Here is a 20,043-nt window from a genome sequence, read left to right as displayed (position 1 = left end):
CTTATTCGCTTGATGGGTGACGCGGACAGAGCGAACACGGGTTCCACGACGACGATGCAACTCACCTCGGGAGCCCCGGCTATGACCACCCCCGCCACCCTCACCGACCTCATCCGCGCCGCCGCACATGCCCTGATCCGCCGCGACACGCTGGAGATCCAGGACCTCGCCCGGATCAGCGAAGGCTGGCTGCAGAGCGAGGACGGCGAGCCATTGTCCGCCATTGATCCGAGGACAATGGCGAGCGACGCGCAGCGCCTGCTCCTCGATGCGATCCTCGAAGCCGCCTGCCTGTTCAAGGGCGAGCCGAGTGAGCTCGAGAGCGCGCTCGAGGACGTCTGATCCCCACCATTCCAAGACGGAGGTCCACCATGCCCCGCCGCAAGACCGACCCCGCCGCCTCCCGCGATGCCGTGCTTCTCGAGATCGCCCGGCGCCGTCTCTTCCTCGAGACGCTCGAGACCCGGAACGCCGACAGCCTCGACTTCCACGACGTCGCCGTCTGGACCATCCGCGCCGCGCTCGAGGAAGCCTACGAGGCCGGGCGCCGCGCCGCCAGCCAGTCCTGAAAGGACCACGCCATGAGCACCACGACCATCCGTATCGATCACGCCGCGCTTCCCGCAGCGCAGGACTTCGTGATCGGCGAGAGCTTCGCGCACCGCGAGCGTGTCCGCGCCAACTGGCAGGCGCTCGGTTACGAATACTGGTTCACCCGCGACATGATCGAGCACTGGCGCCATCCGGCCACCGGCCATGTGGCGGAACTCACCACCTACTGACCCGAAATGCCCGGCCGAGGCCGGGCCGAAACCGGAGACGACCCATGAGCCAGGGTCAGCATGCGGCGGCCTCCGTGTCGCGGGCGTCGTTGGTCCAGGTCGAGCCGTCGCGCATGCGGTAGGAGACGAAGTCCTCGCCTGCGTCGGTCACCTCGCCGGGGACGAGATCGGGGATGAACAGGTGCCGGGGGCAGGCGCGGCGCTGGTCGGCCGGGTCGAGCAGCCGGTCGTGGCGCGCGCAGTGCCAGCCGCCTTCGATGGGCGTGGAATGCAGGCAGGACCGGCAGGTGACGGCCGCCGCGTCCTCGCCGTGGCAGAGCCCGTGGTGATCGCAGAACCGGCACTCGAACCAGGCGGGATCCGCGCTGATCCGCTCGGGCGGGTGCTGGGCGAAGATGATCCGCCGCGCCTTTTCCAGCAGGCGTTCGCCCATCGCGGGGTCGGCCGGGACGCGCTCGATGTGCAACGCGTCCGTATCCTTGCAGACCGCGACGTAGAGCGCCCGCGTGATGCCGGTCAGGTGCATGTAGATCTGCATCTGCGCGGCGTGCTGGGGCTTGGCGAGCGCGACGCCCTTGGCGACCAACTCGGCGAAGCTCTTCGCCGAATGGGTCTTGAACTCGACGACGTGCCAGGTCTTCGGCGCCTCGAGCAGACCGAGGGCGACGGCGTCGAGCGAGCCGCCGAAATGACCGCCATGGGCCTCGACGCGGAACTGCCGCCCGGTCTCGGGATCGACCTCGAGCACCGTGGCGCCGGTCGCGCGCAGGTCGCGGACGAGCCGGGCCTCCTTTAGCTGGCCGGTCTCGAACAGCCGCAGGATGCGGCCCGTGTGTCGCGCGGGGGTCGCCCAGCGGAAGTCGTACCAGAGCGCGCGGGCGCAGGACTTGCCGATGAGCGAGGCGCCGAGATGGTCGCGGAAGCCATCGCCCTGCCGCGCCTCGTAGGCGGCGTAGATCGCGGAGAGGGTCGGCGTCGGAGGTTCGGGAAGTTCGGCCATCAGCACGCCTCCTCCCGCTCGAGCCGCGCCCGCGCCTCCGCCAGCACCGCGCTCCAGGCGGCGCTGTCGTGGCGCTCGCGAAGGACCGCGATGATCATGTCCTTGAGCCGTTCGCGCCGGTGGCGACGGCTGTGGCGGGCGACGAGCTCGGCGCGCTCGCGATTGAGGTGGCGCAGCGCCGTGCGCGCGCGGTGAAACCAGTCGGGGTCGATCGGCTTGCCCGTCCGCTGCCGCGCGAGATCCGCCGTCGCGATCTGCGTGCGGATCTTCGCGATGGCGTCCTCGATCTCGATCAGGCGCCGGGTGTCGTCGGGCAAGCCGGGGGTGGTCGCGGCCACGCGGACCGCGTCGATGGTCTTCGTCATGGTCGATCTCTCGGGTCTGGCGATGTCCGGGCCGCCGCGCGTGTCACCCCGCGGCGGCCGAAGGCGTCAGCTCCTGCGGTTCCAGGGCGCGGTGGCAGGCCGGGCTGGCGCCGGTTGCGCGGGCGCGCTGGCCGGCGGCGTGGCGGAGGGCCTCGGTGCGGTCGCCTGCGCCGGGGTCTCCGGCACCAGGTAGCGGATCGTGTTGCGCTCGCCGTAGCCGTCCTTCGGGGGCTTCACGCCGACCTGGATCGTCATCGGGATCAGGTGCAGCTCCTCGCTGTCGCTCACCTGCAGCCTGCCCGTGGCATGGCAGATCGCCGAGAGCGTGCGCTGCGCGATCTCGACCGTGATCGGGTTGGGGTTCACGAGGTTCAGCTGGTCGAAGACCCTGCGCCCCTTGTGCGGGCCTTCGAGGATCTCGAGCATCAGCCAGAGATACTGCCCCATGCCGTTCCGGGTCACCCGCATCTCGCTTTCGACGATCTGGGCGAGGTACTTGCCCGCAGGCAGGATCTCATGGGCGGTGACGGGCTCGATGCCGGTGGCGTCGAAGGCGGTGTTCAGTCGTGCCATCTCACTGTCCTTTCAGCTGGTTCAATCGGCGGTGCGGGCCGGGGGCACCGGCCTGGCGGGGAGGCGGTCGCCGGCTTCGAGGGCCTCCACGAAGGCGGACCAATCGAGCGGGAGGGTCTCCGGCAGGCCGTAGCGGTTCTTGGCGAGGAAGGCGGGGCGCTCCTCGGTGTGCATGACGCGCGCACCGGACCCGAGCGCCCGGGTGACCTTCTTGTTGAAGCCGACGTCGGATTTGCTGACCGAGATCCGGTAGTTGGCGAAGAGCACGACGTCCGAGTGCTCCTGCAGCAGCGCCGAGGCGCGTGCCTGCAGCTTGATCATGTAGCGGTCGTAGGGTTCGTGCTCGGGGCTGTCGAAGCGCCTGATGTCGGTGTGGGCGATCTGGATGACCGCCATGTCCTTGCGGTCGCGAAGCGCGTTGAGCCGGTCGATGTATTCGCGCCAGATGATCAGCGCCTCGGCGTAGCCCTTGCCGAAGCCGGGGCTCTCGATCGAGGCCCAGCCGTTGCGCCGGCAGGCCTCGGCCCAGATCAGCGGCTCGAGCCAGTCCACGCTGTCGACGACCACGGTCGAATAGCCATGGTCCTCGTCGAGCAGGGCGTCGAGCGCCTGGGCGACCTCGGCGTAGCTCGTCGCCAGCGGGAAATGCGGCACCTGCAGCTTGCCGAGACCGTCCTCGGTGAGGATGAACACGGGCGCGTCGGCGGACGCGGCGAATGTGGATTTGCCGATGCCGGCGACGCCGTGGATCAGCACGCGCGGCGGGCGCAGCGCCGTCGAGGTTTGCAGGGATGCGAGCGAGATGGCCATCAGCACACCTCCTCGCCGAGCAGCAGCCGGAACTTCGGCTTGGCCGTCCTGACCGTGCGCGCGGGCGCGAACTCCTGGCGGATGTGATGGGGCCAGGCGGTGAACTTGCGCTCGGAGACGCTGAACGCGATGTCGACGTATTCGGCGGGATCGGCGCCATCGGCCCGGATCTGCTCGACCAGACCGGCAAGCATCGTTTGATCCCAATCGATGCGCTTGGGGAGCTCGGCGACCACGGTGACCGGGCCGTCCTTCAGCCGGACGGTGCCGGTGTCCTTGCCTTCCGCGCGGCGCGCCTCCTGCGCCTGGTCGCCGTACTTCAGCGCGATGGCGCCATCGAGCCAGTCGCTGAGGTTCTTTGCAGCGCGCAGCCGCTCGTCGGCCTCCTGCTTCAGGAGCGCCAGCTGGTCGCCCGGCAGCGCGGCGATGTCGCCGACCGGCATGGTGGGCAGATCGTCGAGGGTGATGCGGTTGCGGATCGTCATGGCCGCCCCCTCACGCCAGCTTCACGGCGGGCTTGTCGGCCGTGCTCGAGCAGTGCCGGTTGGCCTCGTAGGCCTCGACGTCCTCGAGCCGGTACACGACCCGGCCGCCGATCTTGATGAAGGCGGGGCCCTCACCGGTCCAACGCCAGCGCTCCAGCGTGCGCGGGCTGACTTTCCATCGAGCCGCCAGCTCGACCTGGTTGAGATGCGTGACTGACATCGTCGTCTCCTTCGCGATTGGCCGAATGCCTGCGAACGAGACTGGGGTGTGCGAGGGGAGGAGATCGGGAGGCAGAAGGGGAGCGTGCGGGGAGGAATTGATTTCGTCAGAAAAACTCTCTATGTTTCTGACACGGTAGAGCCCTGAAGGACCAACCAGATGACTGGCATTGCTGATCGAATCATGAGGCGCGTGCGCGCAAAGGGTCGTGGCCGCTGGGTATGCACTCCCAAGGACTTCCTTGACCTCGGCAGCCGTGCGGCGGTCGACCAGGCGCTGTCACGTCTGGCGAAGAGCGGGGATCTCCGCCGCGTCGGGCGCGGACTCTACGATCTGCCCCGCACGAGTGGCGTCCTGAAGCGGCCAGCGCCGGTGGACATGGACAAAGCGGTCGCTGCCCTCGCGCGGCGCGATAGCATCCGCATCATGCCTGACGGGATTGCCGCGGCGAACCAGCTGGGCCTGACGAACGCGGTCCCGGCGAAGACAAGCTATGTGACGGACGGGGCGACGCGGGACGTGAAGATCGGCAACCGGACCGTTCGCCTGCGGCATGCAGGTCCGAGCGTGATGGCGTGGGCCGGGAAATCCTCTGCGCCCGTGGCGCAGGCGCTGCGCTGGCTCGGCCCGCAGGCAGCTTCGGATGTGCGGGTCGCGACCACACTCAAGCGGAAACTTCCGGATGCCGTGAAGAAGGATCTCGCCCGCAACAGCGGCAGCCTGCCGAGTTGGGCTGCCCCCATCGCGCATAGCCTTGTCGAGCCGCAAACCGCTGCACGATGAGCGAGAGCTACACGCGGTTTCTCGCGCTTTCGGATCAGGACAGAAAGGACGTGTTCGAGGCGGCAGCCGACCGTCTCGACACGTTGCCCAGCTACGTCGAGAAGGACTTCTGGGTCTGCTTCGTGCTCGACGCGCTCTACAACCGCCTGCCGGACGGCCACCCGCAATTCCTGTTCAAGGGCGGCACGGCGCTGTCCAAGGCGTTCGGGCTTATCCGCCGCTTCTCGGAGGACATCGATCTCGTCGTCTATCGCGACGGGCTCGGCTTCGGGGCCGATCGCGATCCGACAAACCCTGAAGGCATATCCGGAAAGAAGCGCAAAGCTCTGTTCGACGAGCTGAAAGAGGCCTGTAGCGCCTATATCTGCGGCGATCTCGCTGCGGCTCTGGGGCCGCTTCTCGACGAGCGCTGCGAGATCGTGCGCGACGACGAGGATGCGGATCAACAGACACTGCTGATCGAGTACCCCACGCTCTACCCGAGCGCCGATCTTCCCTACGTCTTGCCGCGCGTCAAACTCGAAGCGGGCGCGTGCTCGGCGCTGGATCCGAATGTCATGGCGAGCGTGGCCCCCTATATCGCAGACGACCTCGCGGCAGACTGGTCATTCGAGGTCGGCAACATCAATGTCATCTCCCCGGCGCGGACTTACCTTGAGAAACTCCTCATTCTGCACGGTGCGTTCTGCGGCCATCGCGACGAAAATCGGGTGCCTACGGACAAGGACAGGATATCGCGGCACTATTACGATGTCGCGATGATCACCGGCACCGACATCGGTGGGACGGCCTTGGCCGACACGGCGTTGCTCACGGCGGTCCGTGAGCATAACCTCATCGCGTTCAAGCAGGCCTGAAAGAAGTTCAATGAAGCCGTTCCCGGGTCGCTCCGCGTGGTGCCTTCTTCCGAACTGCGCGCGGCGATCGAAAAGGACTACGAAGCAATGCAGGGCATGATGCTCGGCGACGCACCGCCCTTCGACTGGGTTATGGAACAGCTTCAAATGGCTGAGGACACCATCAATCGGCGCGAGCCCGCTGCTGCTCCAGGAGCTCCCTGATGCGAAGCCTGCAGGACCCGCCCGTCGCCTCGATCAGGTCCCGCCAATCCTCGTGATCCTTGAAGATATCTCTCATCCGGCTCGTAGACTTGAACTCCAAGTCAGCGAACATCACCTCGGTGCTGACGCTTTCCACGCCATCTTCCCATGCATTGAAAAGGTACTCGACGATCTGGCGCCGCTTGTCGCCGCTGAACTTGAACTCCCTGTCGCCCACCCAGAAATGCCGGAACCCAGCCGCGTGGCGCACGGGTTCGGTCGCTCTGGAAGCTGCGCCGGTTCTCAATTGCGCAGCGAGGTAGGCGGGCTCGATGATGAGACCCGCGCTATGGTCCACAAGGTCATCCAGCGCGATGATCTGGTGCCGTGACAGCTCGGCTTCGGCGAGACCATGGGTCGCTGAATTAGTCACCACGATCCTGAAATCCGCGGGAGGGCGGCCACCGAGATAAGCGACGACCTGCCGCCAGACATCCTGATCGGTCAGCCTCCGCGCGTACCAGACCGGGACCCGGCCTCCGCGTCCCTGCAATCGGACATCGCCTAATTCCCATAAGATGCCTGAGATGCGTTCAGCCGGCCGAGCCTTGACCGGTAGATCAAGCCGGGCCGCAAGTCGCCGAAGAAAGGCCAGAGCGTCGATCCGATAGACCTGCAGGCGCTTCTCTTCGACCGTTACCCATCCCGCTGCAGCGCTGAAATACCCGTAGGCTTGATGCTCGGGTGACCATTCCAGGCTCACAGGTTCATCGTCATGATCGGTCAGCGATGTGGCTGCCGGAACAGGCCCATCCGGCACCAGGAGACCAGCGCCGATCAGAGGCGGGGCGCTGGCAGCATGATAGCCGGTCAGGACGGCGCCGGTGATCCGCGCCTCCTCTGTCTCTACGATGCTGGCAAAGAGCCTCGCGGCTCGCTCGTCAATCTTCGACAACGACCGGGTCATCGACCAGAATTCCCCAACGCCGCAGGTACTTCTCTCCGATCACCTGCTCTTCCTCGGTCTGATCCTTGAGGTTGCAGCCGTGCGGCATGGTGATCGTCAGCGGCAGCGTGCGGCCACGCCGAGCGCCCGGTTTCCGGTGGAACTTAGTCGCCAGCTTCGCTTGCGTCGCCACCCAGCCGCCGCTGAGCGGATTGCCGGGGCCAAGCCGAGCCTCAGCCATCGTCCAGATGTTGCGGTCGGCCTTGCTGAGGCATTCCAGAGTAACGCGTTCCCCGACGGCGTCGATCGGCATCAGCCTCAGCTGGCGAACCTCGACCCGCTCGATCCCGTCCTCGACATCGGTCGGGAAGGAATGCGGCGCCAAGAGCACCGCGAGATCGTAGTGCCGCATCGGCACCTTCTCGTCCCTGAACTCCACGCCGAGAAGATCCCGCGCGAGAAACTGCGCCATTTCGGACCGGCTTTCGCGATCACTGGCGACGACCTCGATCACCCCGGTCGCGGGCTCATAGGTCAGCCGCGCGGCCAGGGCGTCGAAACCGGCGCGCAGGGCGGTTTCCGGGGTGGGCAGGATCAGCGGTGCGGATGCCAGCCGCACGTCCAGCGGCAGCGGCGGATTGGCCCGCGCCGGTGTGCCGATCAGGCTGACCGGCTGGCGGTCGAGGCTGTGCAGCAGGTAGCGGCTGGCGGCATCGCGCGGCGGTGCCAGGTTGGTCAGCACCGCGTCGAGCGCCAGCGCCTCGAGCCCGCGCAGCAGTTCCGCCTGGCTGCCCGAGCGCAGCACAACCTCCACATCCGGCCGCCCCAGCACCGGGCGCAGGAATTCCAGCTGGAAGTTGCGCGAAAGCGTGGCCAGCGCCCCCACCCGCAGCGCCCGCTGCCCCGGCCCATGCTGGCGCAGGATCGCGGTCAGATCCTCGGCCGTGCGAAAGATCGCATCGGCATGATCGAGCGCGATCCGCCCCGCCTCGGTCAGGACCAACCCGCGCCCGCGGCGCTCGAACAGGTCATGGCCCAGCGCCGCCTCCAGCGCCCGAAGCTGCGCCGAGAGCGCCGAGGGCGACAGGTTCAGCCACCGCGCCGCCCCGGTCAGCGTGCCGTCATGGGCCACGGCGTGGAACAGGCGCAGGTGGTGCAGGTTGGGAATGGCCATGAGACCGTCCAAGAGCTGCAAAACCGTTCTATCTGATAGCATGATTCTGCACAAAATATGTAATTTTCTTTCATCGATTTCCGGTGTCTGAACGCGCCGTCGACCCAGACCTCCGGAGACCCGCATGGACCTGTTCCTCGACTTCCTCGCCGCCTTCGGGCGGCAGCTGCAATCGCCCACGCTGGCCTTCCTGCTGGGGGGCATGGCCATCGCCGCCCTGGGCAGCCGGCTGGAGATCCCCGATGCCATCTACCGCTTCATCGTGGTGGTGCTGATGCTGCGGATCGGACTTGGCGCCGGGATCGCCATCCGCGAGGCTGACCTGTCCGAACTGCTGCTGCCTGCGCTGGCGGCCGCCTTGCTGGGCGTAGTCATCGTGCTGATCGGCCGGGTGACCCTGGCGCCGCTCAGCGGCCCCCGCCCCGAGGACGGGATCGCCACCGCGGGGCTGTTCGGCGCCGTCTCGGCCTCGACGCTCGCCGCCGCGATGGTCCTGATGGAGGAGGACGGGCTGCGCTTCGAGGCCTGGGTGCCCGCGCTTTACCCGTTCATGGACATCCCTGCCCTGCTGACCGCGATCGTGCTGGCCCAGCTGGGCCGCAAGGGCGGCAAGGCCCGGCCCCGGCTCGGCGCGATCATCGTCGACAGCCTGCGTGGATCGGCCCTGTCGGCGCTGGCGCTGGGGCTGGTGCTGGGCATGATCGCGCGGCCCGACCCGGTGTTCCACAGCTTCTATGATCCGCTGTTCCGGGGCTTCCTGTCGATCCTGATGTTGATCATGGGGATGGAGGCCTCGGCCCGGCTGGCCGAACTGCGGCGCGTGGCGCATGTCTATGCCGTCTATGGTCTGACCGCGCCGCTGGTGCATGGCGGGCTCGGCTTCGCGCTTGGCTGGCTGGCGCATCTGGCCACCGGCTTTTCGCCCGGCGGGGTGGTGCTGCTGGCGGTGATGGCCGCATCCAGTTCCGACATTTCCGGCCCGCCGACGCTGCGCGCGGCCATCCCCTCGGCCAATCCGGCGGCCTATATCGGCGCGTCCACCAGCATCGGCACCCCCGTCGCGCTGTTGTCGATCCCGCTGTGGATCGCGCTGGCCGATGTCGTCTTTGCGCTGTGAAGGAGCCACGCCATGACCACCCCCGCCGTCAAGCTGACCGTGATCGTCGAACGCCTCCTGAAACCTGCCGTGGAACGCCTGCTGACCGAGGCGGGCGTGACCGGCTGGTCGGTCTTTCCCGGCGGCGGCATGGGCGCGCACGGGCTGCACCGGGCCGATGCCGCGCAGCTGGTGCGTGAATTCGCCATCGTCAAGATCGAGACGGTGCTGCGCGACCGCGCCACGGCCGAGCGCATCGCTGAGACCCTGACCAGCCACCACCTGGCCGATCAGTCAGGCATTGTCTGGTTGTCCCCAGTCGAGGTCTGGCGCGCCAGCAAATTTTGACGCAAAGGAAATCTGGCAGTGGACTTTCATGCGTCCAAACGGCCTGCCCGCGTCGCCGGGAACCTGCGTTCGACGGCTCTCGAAACGCTGTGCTTGGCTCGGGTCGCCGTCCTGCTTTGTCAACTGAATGTCTCGACCTTGTCCCCCTGAGTCAAAATCCTACTTGCCGCGACGCCGCAAACAGAGCTGGTCGAACGACCGCTCTGGGCCGGGAACGACCAGCGCCGCTGGTGCCGGTTCGGGCCACACAGGGCTGCAGAGCAGCGAACGCGATTTTCGCAGTCACGCGAGGGACTTCGGCCCCTCTTGCTTCCACAGTGCTTCCACGGGTGCTGGAAACGCAAACGCCGCCCCGGAGGGCGGCGTCTAAGCGTTTAAAAACGTGCATGATTTTGGTTGCGGGGGTAGGATTTGAACCTACGACCTTCAGGTTATGAGCCAGATTCCACCCAATATTTAGACCCTTGATTGTTGACGCGTTTTCCGGCCTAGTCTCCTAGACGTCTGTTTTATTGTGGCTATCCGGCGCGACCGTCTGTTACTCGACGCCAGCGACCGACAAAAACAGCCATATGATGTGTTGACACAGTGTTGACACGGGGAGGCTGGAATGACCGGGAAACTGACCGAAGCCGCCGTCCGGAAGGCGCTGCCGCCGGTGCGCGGGCAGAGCATGCTGTGGGACGCGGAGGTGAAAGGCTTCGCCCTGCGCATCACGCCGGGCGGGGCCAAGTCCTTCATCCTGGACTATCGGGCCGAGGGGCGGCAGCGGCGCATCACCATCGGCGCCTGGCCCGACTGGACCGTGGCCGCCGCGCGCCAGGTCGCGAGGGACATGAAGCGCGAGGTCGATCTCGGCCACGACCCGATGGGCGAGCGGCAGGCGCAGCGCGAGGCGCCGACGGTGCAGGAGATGTGGGAGCGCTACGCCCGCGAGCACCTGCCCAAGAAGGCCGCGCGCAGTCAGGCCGACGAGCGCATGATGTGGGAGAAGATCATCCTGCCGCGCTTCGGCAAGATGAAGGTCGCGCAGATCACCCATGACGATGTCGATGCGCTCCACCGCGACATTACCGAGATCCGCGGCACGCCCGTCCGCGCCAACCGCACCGTCGAGGTGCTGCGCAAGGCGTTCAACCTCGCGATCCGCTGGAAATGGCGCGACGACAACCCCGTCTCGGGCGTGCGCCGCAACCCCGAGGAGAAGCGGAACCGCTATCTGAACCGGACGGAAATCGCCGCGCTGGCGCAGGCGCTGAACGACCATTCCGAGCCCATGTCCGCGAACGCGATCAAGCTGCTGATGCTGACCGGCGCCCGCCGCGGCGAGGTGCTGGGCGCGACATGGGAGATGTTCGACCTCGAGAACGGCGTCTGGACCAAGCCCTCGGCCCACACCAAGCAGCGCAAGCTGCACCGCGTGCCCCTTTCGGGCCCGGCCGTGCAGCTGCTGGTCGAGATGAAGGCCGCCGCCAGGGCGAAGGCCGAGGCCGAGGGCAGGCCGCCCAGCCCCTATGTCTTCCCCGGTCCGACCGGCAAGCCGCTCACCGACATCAAGCGGACATGGGTCTCGGTCTGCCGCAGGGCGGGGCTCGGCGCGGAGGTGCCGGTGCTGGACGCGAAGGACAAGCCGGTCCTCGACCGCAAGGGCAAGCCCAGGACCGAGTTCAAGCCGAATGTCCGGATCCACGACATCCGCCATTCCTTCGCCAGCATCCTCGTGTCGGCGGGCGCGTCGCTGCCCTTGATCGGCCAGATGCTCGGCCATACGCAGGTCCAAACCACCCAGCGATACGCCCATCTGTTCGACGATCCGCTGCGCAAGGCTGCCGAGACGGTGGGCGCCTTCGTGTTGCAGCCATCGCCGGAGCAGGGCATCGCGGACGAAGGAAAACGGCCGTGACCGATCAGAAGCCCTTTGGCCCACCGACCGATGCCCTGCCCCTCGAACAGGCGATGCGGGAGTTCCTGCCCGCCGAGATGTGGGAAGAGCATGCGCGGGCGACCGAAGCCCGGAAATCGCTGCCGAAGCGGCCGACCTATCTCTCCAGCTATATCTCCGATTGGGATGAGGCGAAGGCTGCGAACCGTGTCGCAAACCGGTCGCGCTCGGCGCGGGCCGAGCTGCACCGGGTCTGGAACCGCATGCTCGCCGCGATGAAGGCGAAGCTGGAGGCGGGCGAACTGACGGCCTTCGGGCAGGAGAACCCGCCTTTCGGCCCGTGGCATGCGATCCCGGCGCCCGCGTGGCGGCAGCTGCGCATCACAAATGTCCGCAAGGGCCAGGCCACCGTCGGCGCGAACATCGTGCACGACATCCACATCCTGCCGCCCGATGCCGACGACCACATGCCGACCGGAACGCCCGGACGTCCGAAAAAGGGGATCGACATCATCCGCGCAGAGTTTCAGCGGCGCGTCGATGCCGGCGAGCTCGCAGGCAGTCTCGCCGCCGAGTCCCGCGCGCTTGCGGACTGGTATCGCCAGACCTGGCCGCGGCGCGACTGTCCCACGCCGAAGACCATCGAGAACAACCTGCGCGGGGACTGGCGCGCGGTGTCGCGAAGGACTGCGTAATCCCCTGAAATTATTGCTCCGGGGGTATTTTCGGGGCGGTTTTTCGGGGGGCCGAACGTCGGCATCTCTCGGGCATCGGCGGCGCGTTGCGTCGCCTGGCACGAAGGAGACGCCGATGACCCACCCCCTTGCATCCGGAGGCGCCGAGAGGGCCGCCACCGTCGCCCCGCCCACCGATTTCCTCGACGGTTTCATCTCGGAGGAAGACTACGCCGCGCGCCGCGGGGTCAGCTTGCGCACCTGCCAGCGCGACCGCCAGCTGCGCCAGTCCCCGCCCTTCGTGGTGATCGGCCGGCGCGTCTACTATCGTATCGAGGCGGTGCGCGACTGGATCCTGGCCCGCGAACAGCAGGCCTCCCGCAAGCCGAGCGCCCCGCGCGTCGGGAGGGGCCGATGACCGCGCCCGCCACGCTCGCACCCGACATGATGGTGGGCGCCGCCGAGATCGCCCGCTTCCTCTATGCCTCCGACGAGTGCCGCTTCCAGCGCCGGGTCTACTACCTCTGCACGCGCGCGAAGCGCCCGCTGCCGCATTTCCGGCTGGGCAGCCGCATCGCCACACGCCGCTCCACGCTGATGGACTGGATCGCCCTGCAGGAGGGCTTCGCCAAGGCGCCGCGCCAATGACCAAGGAGAACCAGACCCTCGACCTCAACGGCATGCAGCCCGGCTCCCACGCCCGTGCCGCCCCGCGCCTGTCCGTCGCCCAGCTGGCCGACATGCTGAACGACCGCATCGCGGACCTGGCCTGCGAACTTCTGGGCGAGCCGAACCGGCAGCTTTCCAGCGCGCAGCAGCTGCGCTTCGGCACCAAGGGCAGCGTCGCCGTGGAGATCGACGGCGCGGACAAGGGCCGATGGTACGATCACGAGCATGGCGCCGGGGGCGCAGCTCTGGAGCTGATCGCCCATTGCCTGCGCCTCGAAGGGACGGCCGCCTGGGACTGGGCCCGGAACTGGCTGGGCGAACCAGACGCCGGTCCGTCCTGGACGGCCACGCCGCCCGCGCGTTCCGCCTCGGGCGCGGCCGGAGCCAGGGAACTCACGCCCGAGGAACGCGCCGAGAAGGTGGCCGAGATCGTGCGGCGCAGCGAGAGCCTCGTCTCGACACCGGTGCTCGCCTACCTGCGCCGTCGCGGCATCACCGCCACGCCGCCCGACTGCATCCGCTATCGCCAGTATGCCTACCGCCAGTTCGGCGCCATGGTCGCGCTCGCCACCGACGCGGCGGGCGAGGTCCTGGCGGTCCAGCAGGTCTATCTGACCGCCGAGGGGCGGAAGGCGCCGGTGGAGGTCGTCAAGCGCACCAACAAGGCCGTCGAAGGCTGGTCCGAACGCGCCGCAGTGCGCCTGCCGGGCCGCGAGCCGCTGGTCCTCTGCGAGGGAGTCGAGACCGCGCTCTCGGTCTGGCAGGCGACGGGACAGGAGACCTGGGCCTGCCTCGGCATCTCGAACATCGGCCGCGCGCCGGTGCCCGCGAACGCCACGGTGATCGTCGCCCGCGACGGCGACCTGCCCGGCAGCAAGGCCGAGGGGCAGATGGCCCGCGCCGCGAGCCAGCTCGTCCGGCGCGGCCTCACCGTGCGGATCGCCACCCCGCCCGAGGAGCAGGATTTCAACGATGTGCTCCTCCGCGAGGGCGAGGCGGCGGTGCGCAACCGCATCGAGGCGGCCGAACCCTTCCGCGCCGAGCTGGCCGACACCGGGCGCAAGCGGCTCTACATCGGCTCGGACGTGGAGATCGCGAAACGGGTCCGCGAGGATCTGACCGAACGCCATGGCCGCATCGTCCATGCCGACGGCGAGTTCTGGCGCTATGGCGGCACGCATTGGGAGGCGATCCCGGCCCACGAATTGCGCTTGCCTGTCCACACCTATGACGGCGCGAGCTTTGAGACGCCCGCTGGTGAGCCCTCGAACGTCAAGCTGACCCAGACCCGCGTCAACTCCGTCCTGAACGAATGCGCCGCGCTCTGCGCCATGCCCGGCTTCTTCGACGCCCCGCCCGCCGGCATCAACTGCGCCTCGGGCTTCATCCGCTTCGACGCCGAGGGAACACCGCAGCTCGAACCCCACCACCGCCAGCATCGCTGCCGCCACACCCTGCCCGGCCGCTGGCAACCCGGCGCCTCCGGCACGCCGCCCGAAGGCTCGCTGCTGGCGCGGCTGCTGACCGGCAGTTTCAAGGGCGATCCCGAGGCCGAGGCCAAATGCGCGCTTCTGGCCGAGGTCTGCGGCGCGGCGGCGCTGGGCTACGCCACAAGGCTGATGCAACCGCGCGCGGTGGTGCTGCACGGCAAGACCGCCGAGAACGGCAAGAGCCAGGTGCTCGAACTCGCCCGCGGCCTCCTGCCCGCCAGCGCCGTCTGCTCGGTCCCCGCCTCGAAGATGGGCGACGAGCGGCATGTCATCGGGCTGGTGGGCAAGCTTCTGAACGCCTCCGACGAGCTCTCGCCCGAGGCCATCGCATCCGACACCTTCAAGGCCGTGGTGACCGGCGATCCCATCGAGGGACGCGACGTCTACAAGAGCCGGGTCGAGTTCCGCTCGATGGCGCAGAACCTCTTCGCCGCGAACCAGCTGCCCAGCTTCAAGGGCGGCGTGGACCGGGGCGTGCAGCGCCGCCTGCTGCTGATCCCCTTCACCCGCTCGATCCCGCTGGAGGAGCGCATCGAGGACATCGGCAAGCGCATCGCCGCCGAGGAGCCGGACCTGCTGCTGGCATGGGCCGTCGAGGGCGCAGCGCGGCTGATCCGTCGCCGCAACTTCGCCATCCCGCAGGGCTGCCACGACGCGCTCCTCGAATGGGTGCTGAGCGAGGATCCCGTGGCGGCGTGGATCGACGCCTGCGTGTCGGTCGTGCCCATCGTGAACGGCGGGCCGATGCTGGCGACGCGCGATGCGCATCTGCGCTTCCAGAACTGGGCGCTGGCCGAGGGCTACAAGTCCGAGAAGCTGCCCGCCATCAACGGCTTCGTCCAGCGCGTCCAGGCCCGCGTCGCCGGGATCCAGCACAAGCGCACGAAGGAGGGTCGGTTCTTCATCGGCCTCGCGGTGACGCACTGGTGACGCACCAAACCGGCTTTTTGGCCCCTAACCCATTGAGAGTGTTGAGATGACGCACTTCGGCTCAGATATTTCGATAGGGGGGAAACTACCTCCCGAATAGCATCGCGTTCCCCCCATATGAAAAGGTTGCCGGGGGAAGTGCGTCATCTCAACACTTTCAAAGGCTTGCACCCCGAATTGCGTCATCCTTGCGTCACCGGTGCGTCACCCGAGGCGCCGAGCGCGCCCGCCCGCGGCGGGGTCAAGCCGGAAAGATCGGGAAAGCGGCGGTTCCTTCGGGGCCGATCCGTATGTGGGGACGCGCAGCGCATGAGCCCGCCAGCGTCAGGGGGCGGAAATGACTAAACTCGACGGCGCCGAGACCAAGACCGCCTTCGCCGCCCGCGTCGGGCTCACCAAGGGGCGCATCTCGCAGCTGGTGGCCGAGGGGCTGCCGGTCCGCGCGGACGGGCGGATTGACGTCGCGATTGGGCTCGCCTGGATCGAGAACAACCTCGACCCCGCCCAGCGCAACCGGGGCGGCGCCGCCAGCGCGGCCCGCAATCCGACCACGCTGGCCGAGGCCAAGCGGCTGCATGAGATCGTGAAGGTCCAGCGGGCGAAGCTCGCCTACGAGCGTGAGAGGGGCGAGCTGATCGAGACCGCCGCCGCCACGCGCACGGTCTTCGCGCGCGCCCGTGCCGAACGCGACGCGCACATGGCATGGGTCCAGCGCACCGCGCCCCTGCTCGCCGCCGAGCTGGGCGCCGATCCCCGCGCCACCTTCGCCGCCCTCGACCGGATGATGCGCGAGCATCTCGAACACCTGGCCGACCTGCCGCTCGGGAGCCTTGGCGATGGTGCCTGACATCGACCTCGCCTGGCGGCGCGGCATCCGCCCCGAACCGCCGATCCCGGTGTCGGACTGGGCCGACCGGCACCGCATCCTGCCGCCGACCTCGGCCGAGCCGGGCCGCTGGCGCACCGACCGCACGCCCTACCTGCGCGCCGTGATGGATGCGCTCTCGACGTCGAGCCCCTGGGAGCGCGTCGTCCTGATGAAGGGCGCGCAGACCGGCGGCTCGGAGGCGGGCTTGAACTGGCTCGGCTACATCATCCAGAATGCGCCCGGCATCGCCATGCTGGTCATGCCCTCGCTCGACATGGTGCGCCGCAACACCACCGTCCGGATCGACCCGATGATCGAGGCCACACCCGCCCTGCGCGACCTGGTCGCCGCGCCCCGCTCCCGCGTTGCCGGCAACAGCCTGTTCCGCAAGTCCTTCCCCGGCGGCCAGCTGGTGATGACCGGGGCGAACAGCGCCGTCGGCCTCCGCTCCACGCCCGTCCGCTACCTGTTCCTCGACGAGGTGGACGGCTATCCCGGCGATGCCGATGGCGAGGGCGATCCGGTCGATCTGGCGATCCAGCGCACCGCCACCTTCCGCGGACGGCGCAAGATCTACATGGTGTCCACGCCCACGCTGAAGGGCCATTCCCGCATCGAGGCCGCCTTCCTCGACAGCGACCGGCGCTTCTACCACGTCCCCTGCCTGCGTTGCGGCGACATGGCCCCGATCACCTGGGCGCGCATCCGCTGGCCCGAGGGGAGGCGCGACCAGGCGCATCTGGTCTGCGAGGCCTGCGGCGGCATCCACCACGAGCACGACAAGCCCCGCCTGCTGGCCGCGGGCGAGTGGCGCGCCACGGCCGAGGGCGACGGCCGCACCGCGGGCTTCCACCTCTCGGCGCTCTATTCCCCGTGGGAGACCTGGGCCGAGATCGCCGCCGAGCACGGCCGCGTGCGCAAGGATCCCGCGCGCCTGCAGGTCTGGGTCAACACCAAGCTGGGCGAGTCCTGGGAGGACCAGGCGGGCGACACCGTTCCCGCCGACCCGCTCATGGCCCGCCGAGAGGACTGGGGCGAGGCGCTGCCGGCCTCCGTGGCTGTGCTCACCGCGGGCGTCGATGTGCAGGGCGACCGGATCGAGGTGCAGATCCTCGGCTGGGGCCGCGACGAGGAGGCGTGGGTGATCGACGACCGCGTGCTCTGGGGCGATCCGTCCGGGCCGCGCCTGTGGTGCGATCTCGACATGGTGCTACAGGCGACCTTCCCGCATCCCGCGGGGCTCGACCTGCCGGTGCGCGCCGCCGCCATCGACACCGGCGGGCACCACACCAAGATGGCCTACGAGTTCTGCCGCACGCGCCTTGCGCGCCGCATCTGGGCGATCAAGGGCCGCGGCGGGCCCGGCATCCCGGTCTGGCCGCGCCGCCCCACCCGCACGAACAAGGGCAAGATCCCGCTCTTCATCGTCGGCGTGGACGCGGTGAAGGACGCGGTCTACGCCCGCCTGCGCCTCACCGAGCCCGGCCCCGGCGCGATCCACTTCCCCCGCCCTCGACGCCGACTACTTCCGCCAGCTGACCGCCGAGCGCGTCGTCACCCGCTTCGAGCGCGGCCGCCCCATCCGCTCCTGGCAGCCCAAGCGCGACGGCGAGCGCAACGAGGCGCTCGACACCTTCGTCTACGCCCACGCCGCCCTGCACGGGCTCATCAGCATGGGTCTCAGGCTCAACGAGGAGGTGGAGGGGGTGGCGTCTACAGGAGTGCGATCAGTGGCTGTTTCGGTTCAACCGATTCCTTCATCATGGCTTTGGTATCGCCACACCAGTTAGAAATTTTTCCTTACCGTACTTTGAAAAATAATAGAAGACGCTCTTCTCCGCAATCTCTCTACAAACTTCGAACATCTCATCCTCAGTCCATTCAGCTACTCGAAAAAAGAACGCACCACGGTCGAAGGCCGAATCTGCCTGCTTATGCAAGTGTATGACATTCAGTTTTCCGAACTGGGCAATTGTCACTACTCTATCAAGAATTGAACTGTCATCGGCGAAATCGCATCCGTCCCCAAAGCACACGAACGGAAAAATCGATTCCACTTTAAGTGCAGCACGAAATCCAATAACATTCTTGCCGAGCCTCTCAATCGCATTGCCCTTTGCCTGCTTGCCCTTGCCCTCGAGAAGACGCAAATCGTTCGTCCCCTGATTCTTTTTCTCAGAAATCAAAATTGGATAATTAGCGCCATCAATTGAAGAAATTGAAAGAATCCCACCATCAGGCCTCATAGCGGATGTATCGAAATAGTATTCGAAATCAACATCCGGGAAGTGCTGCCTCAAGTGCTCAACGACATACTTCAACTTCCATTCTGACTGATGCCTAAGCTGAATTCCTGGGAAAGCGCTACGCAAGTCAGTAGCAACCCGGCGGATGGCCTTGGTTAAGGCTTTTTCCTGGCGCTTCGACGTCGAGTTGATTATCATGCCTTCGCGTTGTATACGCAGATCAGACTTCTTCGCCATCAGTCACGCCTCTCCACCTTGAATAGAAATTCTGTTACATGGGCAGAACGCCCTGATAGGTTCCTGCAGCCCCTAAATGTATTATATTCTTGGTCGAAAACAGTAACAGCACCCAGCCCTTCCAGCATTTCCATCATTTCGTCGATTGAAATGAAGCCTTCAGAATTATAGGATACCATTAGTATTCGCGCGGGGCAGCGATCCATCACATTTTTAAGAGCCCTCGCTGCCCTGCCACGAACATTGTAGTCCGACCTTTTCCAGTCATTCGGTATCCCGGAAACACGGCTTATTTCAGTGGGTCTCCGGCCCTCCAAAATCAAGTTGAGCATAAAGTAATTCGACCCGTAAGGATGTTGGTTATATGGCGGATCGAAGTAAGCGACATCGACTTGCGGCAGCGATTCGACAAAATCAGCAGCCTCACTTTGCGTTACATATACATTTCGCTCAAATCGAGAAAAAACAGGGAACGGAATCTCTATAGGCGCGCAAATTCTCTGGAGGGCATTACGCATCGACCCTCCGAACTGTCCGACTCCACTTTTGTTCTTATAGAAGCCCTTAAAAACACCAGATGTATTTACGTGAACGGACGCCCTTTGGATAAGTGGAGCCAGAAGATAGGGACGAATATTCTCTGGAAGCTTATCGATCTCCTGCCGAGCGGTATCGATAAACATGGCATTGCGCCTCGTGTAAAAAACACGGTCGTCTTTCGTTATCAAACTTTCATCGGCAGGAGAGTATAGTTCTGTGATAAAGCCCGCATAGGGACTTTCAGATGCGATGCGATTCACTTCACGCAGAGCCGCCTCAACTGCACTAACATCAACAGTCGAGCGATTGGTATGATATACTCTATTTGAAAAGGCGCTGTAAGCCTCAAAATCATTTATGTAGAGCGTGTGCGACCAGCGCCTAGCCAGTCGCGAAACTACGCCGGTCCCTGCAAACACATCTGCAAACGAAACATTCTCTTTGCCCAAGATCTCCAGTGCCCGCAGAAGCGCGCTTTGAATTAGAGGTAACAACCTACGCTTATTGCCAATGTAGGTGATCAACTGCTCAGAAAGGAACTCATCGTACTCACCCGAGGTTTTCGCGGGTCCAAAGAAGTCAAGTTGTTCCGGACGCATCAAGTCGCTATCAATTGTCGGCATTTGCTTGTTCATGCTGCTCTCTCTCCGGCCCTCTTTCCTTCTATTTCGCGCTGAGTGATTGATCAAGGAGGAGCATCTGCCTTGGCCAACGGCCCAAACGCGAGTGACCCAGGTTGCTAGATGTCACTCACGTTGATTCCTGAACTTTCTCAATAGCTTGAGGGTCTGTTTCGTGCGTTTCTTCTGCCCATGCGGACCTTCTTCCATCGCCTTCTCGGACTCGCGCGGGCTCGCGGCTTCGACGCTGCGGGTGGCGGGCGGC

23 protein-coding genes and 1 pseudogene are annotated in these 20,043 nt (G+C 66.2%); 14 read left to right on the top strand and 10 right to left on the bottom strand.

Annotation, left to right across the window (positions count from 1 at the left end):
- Positions 1-81 precede the first annotated feature (81 nt).
- The 3 genes from KY389_RS13250 to KY389_RS13240 are packed head-to-tail and all read left to right on the top strand — an operon-like array spanning position 82 to position 782.
- Entirely contained in the window at positions 82-342 is a 261-nt protein-coding gene (locus KY389_RS13250; RefSeq protein WP_219831466.1) for a hypothetical protein, read from the top strand.
- 29 nt (positions 343-371) lie between these two features.
- Entirely contained in the window at positions 372-569 is a 198-nt protein-coding gene (locus tag KY389_RS13245; RefSeq protein ID WP_219831465.1) for a DUF6900 domain-containing protein, read from the top strand.
- 12 nt (positions 570-581) lie between these two features.
- Entirely contained in the window at positions 582-782 is a 201-nt protein-coding gene (locus KY389_RS13240) for a hypothetical protein (RefSeq protein WP_219831464.1), read from the top strand.
- 55 nt (positions 783-837) lie between these two features.
- Here KY389_RS13240 and KY389_RS13235 read toward each other — a convergent pair whose 3' ends face one another.
- The 6 genes from KY389_RS13235 to KY389_RS13210 form a co-directional block, all read right to left on the bottom strand.
- Positions 838-1,782 carry a PD-(D/E)XK nuclease family protein gene (locus KY389_RS13235; RefSeq protein WP_219831463.1) on the bottom strand — a complete coding sequence of 315 codons (945 nt, stop codon included), beginning with the start codon at positions 1,780-1,782 and terminating at the stop codon, positions 838-840.
- Entirely contained in the window at positions 1,782-2,147 is a 366-nt protein-coding gene (locus tag KY389_RS13230) for a hypothetical protein (protein WP_219831462.1), read from the bottom strand. Before KY389_RS13230 ends, KY389_RS13235 begins: the two co-directional genes overlap by 1 nt.
- Before the next feature lie 66 nt (positions 2,148-2,213).
- Positions 2,214-2,720 (bottom strand): DUF669 domain-containing protein, encoded by a 507-nt coding sequence (locus KY389_RS13225; protein ID WP_219831461.1) that lies wholly within the window; start codon positions 2,718-2,720, stop codon positions 2,214-2,216.
- A 21-nt stretch (positions 2,721-2,741) separates the two neighbouring features.
- Entirely contained in the window at positions 2,742-3,530 is a 789-nt protein-coding gene (locus KY389_RS13220; RefSeq protein ID WP_219831460.1) for an ATP-binding protein, read from the bottom strand.
- Entirely contained in the window at positions 3,530-4,015 is a 486-nt protein-coding gene (locus tag KY389_RS13215) for a hypothetical protein (protein WP_219831458.1), read from the bottom strand. The genes KY389_RS13220 and KY389_RS13215 overlap by 1 nt, the downstream gene beginning before the upstream one ends.
- 10 nt (positions 4,016-4,025) lie before the next feature.
- Complete coding sequence (locus tag KY389_RS13210) at positions 4,026-4,235, bottom strand: helix-turn-helix transcriptional regulator (RefSeq protein ID WP_219831457.1); 210 nt, start codon at positions 4,233-4,235, stop codon at positions 4,026-4,028.
- 159 nt (positions 4,236-4,394) lie between these two features.
- Here KY389_RS13210 and KY389_RS13205 point away from each other — a divergent pair, with 159 nt between their 5' ends.
- Both KY389_RS13205 and KY389_RS13200 read left to right on the top strand, forming a co-directional pair.
- Positions 4,395-5,018, top strand: coding sequence for a DUF6088 family protein (locus tag KY389_RS13205; protein WP_219831456.1), 624 nt, complete (start codon positions 4,395-4,397; stop codon positions 5,016-5,018).
- On the top strand, positions 5,015-5,875 hold the full coding sequence (locus tag KY389_RS13200) for a nucleotidyl transferase AbiEii/AbiGii toxin family protein (RefSeq protein ID WP_219831455.1): 861 nt from the start codon (positions 5,015-5,017) through the stop codon (positions 5,873-5,875). Before KY389_RS13205 ends, KY389_RS13200 begins: the two co-directional genes overlap by 4 nt.
- A 163-nt stretch (positions 5,876-6,038) precedes the next feature.
- On the opposite strand, the gene KY389_RS13195 is transcribed toward KY389_RS13200, so the two are convergent.
- Together KY389_RS13195 and KY389_RS13190 are read right to left on the bottom strand one after the other, a co-directional pair.
- Positions 6,039-7,013 carry a hypothetical protein gene (locus KY389_RS13195; protein WP_219831454.1) on the bottom strand — a complete coding sequence of 325 codons (975 nt, stop codon included), beginning with the start codon at positions 7,011-7,013 and terminating at the stop codon, positions 6,039-6,041.
- Positions 7,000-8,178: a LysR family transcriptional regulator gene (locus KY389_RS13190; protein WP_219831453.1), complete on the bottom strand. Its 1,179-nt coding sequence runs from the start codon at positions 8,176-8,178 to the stop codon at positions 7,000-7,002. Before KY389_RS13190 ends, KY389_RS13195 begins: the two co-directional genes overlap by 14 nt.
- Positions 8,179-8,302: 124 nt before the next feature.
- Here KY389_RS13190 and KY389_RS13185 point away from each other — a divergent pair, with 124 nt between their 5' ends.
- The 9 genes from KY389_RS13185 to KY389_RS13145 all read left to right on the top strand — a co-directional run bounded on the left by KY389_RS13185 (position 8,303) and on the right by KY389_RS13145 (position 18,083).
- On the top strand, positions 8,303-9,295 hold the full coding sequence (locus KY389_RS13185) for a sodium-dependent bicarbonate transport family permease (RefSeq protein ID WP_219831452.1): 993 nt from the start codon (positions 8,303-8,305) through the stop codon (positions 9,293-9,295).
- A 12-nt stretch (positions 9,296-9,307) separates the two neighbouring features.
- Entirely contained in the window at positions 9,308-9,622 is a 315-nt protein-coding gene (locus KY389_RS13180; RefSeq protein ID WP_219831451.1) for a P-II family nitrogen regulator, read from the top strand.
- Between the two features lie 610 nt (positions 9,623-10,232).
- Positions 10,233-11,525: a tyrosine-type recombinase/integrase gene (locus tag KY389_RS13175; RefSeq protein WP_219831450.1), complete on the top strand. Its 1,293-nt coding sequence runs from the start codon at positions 10,233-10,235 to the stop codon at positions 11,523-11,525.
- Positions 11,522-12,199, top strand: a complete 678-nt coding sequence (locus KY389_RS13170) for a hypothetical protein (protein WP_219831449.1) — start codon at positions 11,522-11,524, stop codon at positions 12,197-12,199. The genes KY389_RS13175 and KY389_RS13170 overlap by 4 nt, the downstream gene beginning before the upstream one ends.
- Positions 12,200-12,314: 115 nt before the next feature.
- Entirely contained in the window at positions 12,315-12,596 is a 282-nt protein-coding gene (locus KY389_RS13165; RefSeq protein ID WP_219831448.1) for a hypothetical protein, read from the top strand.
- Positions 12,593-12,826, top strand: coding sequence for a hypothetical protein (locus tag KY389_RS13160; RefSeq protein WP_219831447.1), 234 nt, complete (start codon positions 12,593-12,595; stop codon positions 12,824-12,826). The genes KY389_RS13165 and KY389_RS13160 overlap by 4 nt, the downstream gene beginning before the upstream one ends.
- Complete coding sequence (locus tag KY389_RS13155) at positions 12,823-15,267, top strand: DUF7146 domain-containing protein (protein WP_219831446.1); 2,445 nt, start codon at positions 12,823-12,825, stop codon at positions 15,265-15,267. Before KY389_RS13160 ends, KY389_RS13155 begins: the two co-directional genes overlap by 4 nt.
- 337 nt (positions 15,268-15,604) lie before the next feature.
- Positions 15,605-16,114: a hypothetical protein gene (locus KY389_RS13150; RefSeq protein WP_219831445.1), complete on the top strand. Its 510-nt coding sequence runs from the start codon at positions 15,605-15,607 to the stop codon at positions 16,112-16,114.
- Positions 16,104-18,083, top strand: coding sequence for a phage terminase large subunit family protein (locus tag KY389_RS13145; RefSeq protein WP_425517198.1), 1,980 nt, complete (start codon positions 16,104-16,106; stop codon positions 18,081-18,083). The genes KY389_RS13150 and KY389_RS13145 overlap by 11 nt, the downstream gene beginning before the upstream one ends.
- Before the next feature lie 61 nt (positions 18,084-18,144).
- Here KY389_RS13145 and KY389_RS15905 read toward each other — a convergent pair.
- Positions 18,145-18,579 (bottom strand): annotated as a pseudogene (locus KY389_RS15905) (EcoRI family type II restriction endonuclease); the annotation flags it as partial.
- A gap of 38 nt (positions 18,580-18,617) precedes the next feature.
- On the bottom strand, positions 18,618-19,793 hold the full coding sequence (locus tag KY389_RS13135; RefSeq protein WP_219831443.1) for a DNA adenine methylase: 1,176 nt from the start codon (positions 19,791-19,793) through the stop codon (positions 18,618-18,620).
- Positions 19,794-20,043: the final 250 nt, after the last annotated feature.

Source organism: Paracoccus bogoriensis (assembly GCF_019431455.1).
GTDB classification, from domain to species: domain Bacteria; phylum Pseudomonadota; class Alphaproteobacteria; order Rhodobacterales; family Rhodobacteraceae; genus Paracoccus; species Paracoccus bogoriensis.
The sequence above is the reverse complement of the archived record's forward strand: the minus strand, read 5'-3'. Positions and strand labels throughout refer to the sequence as shown.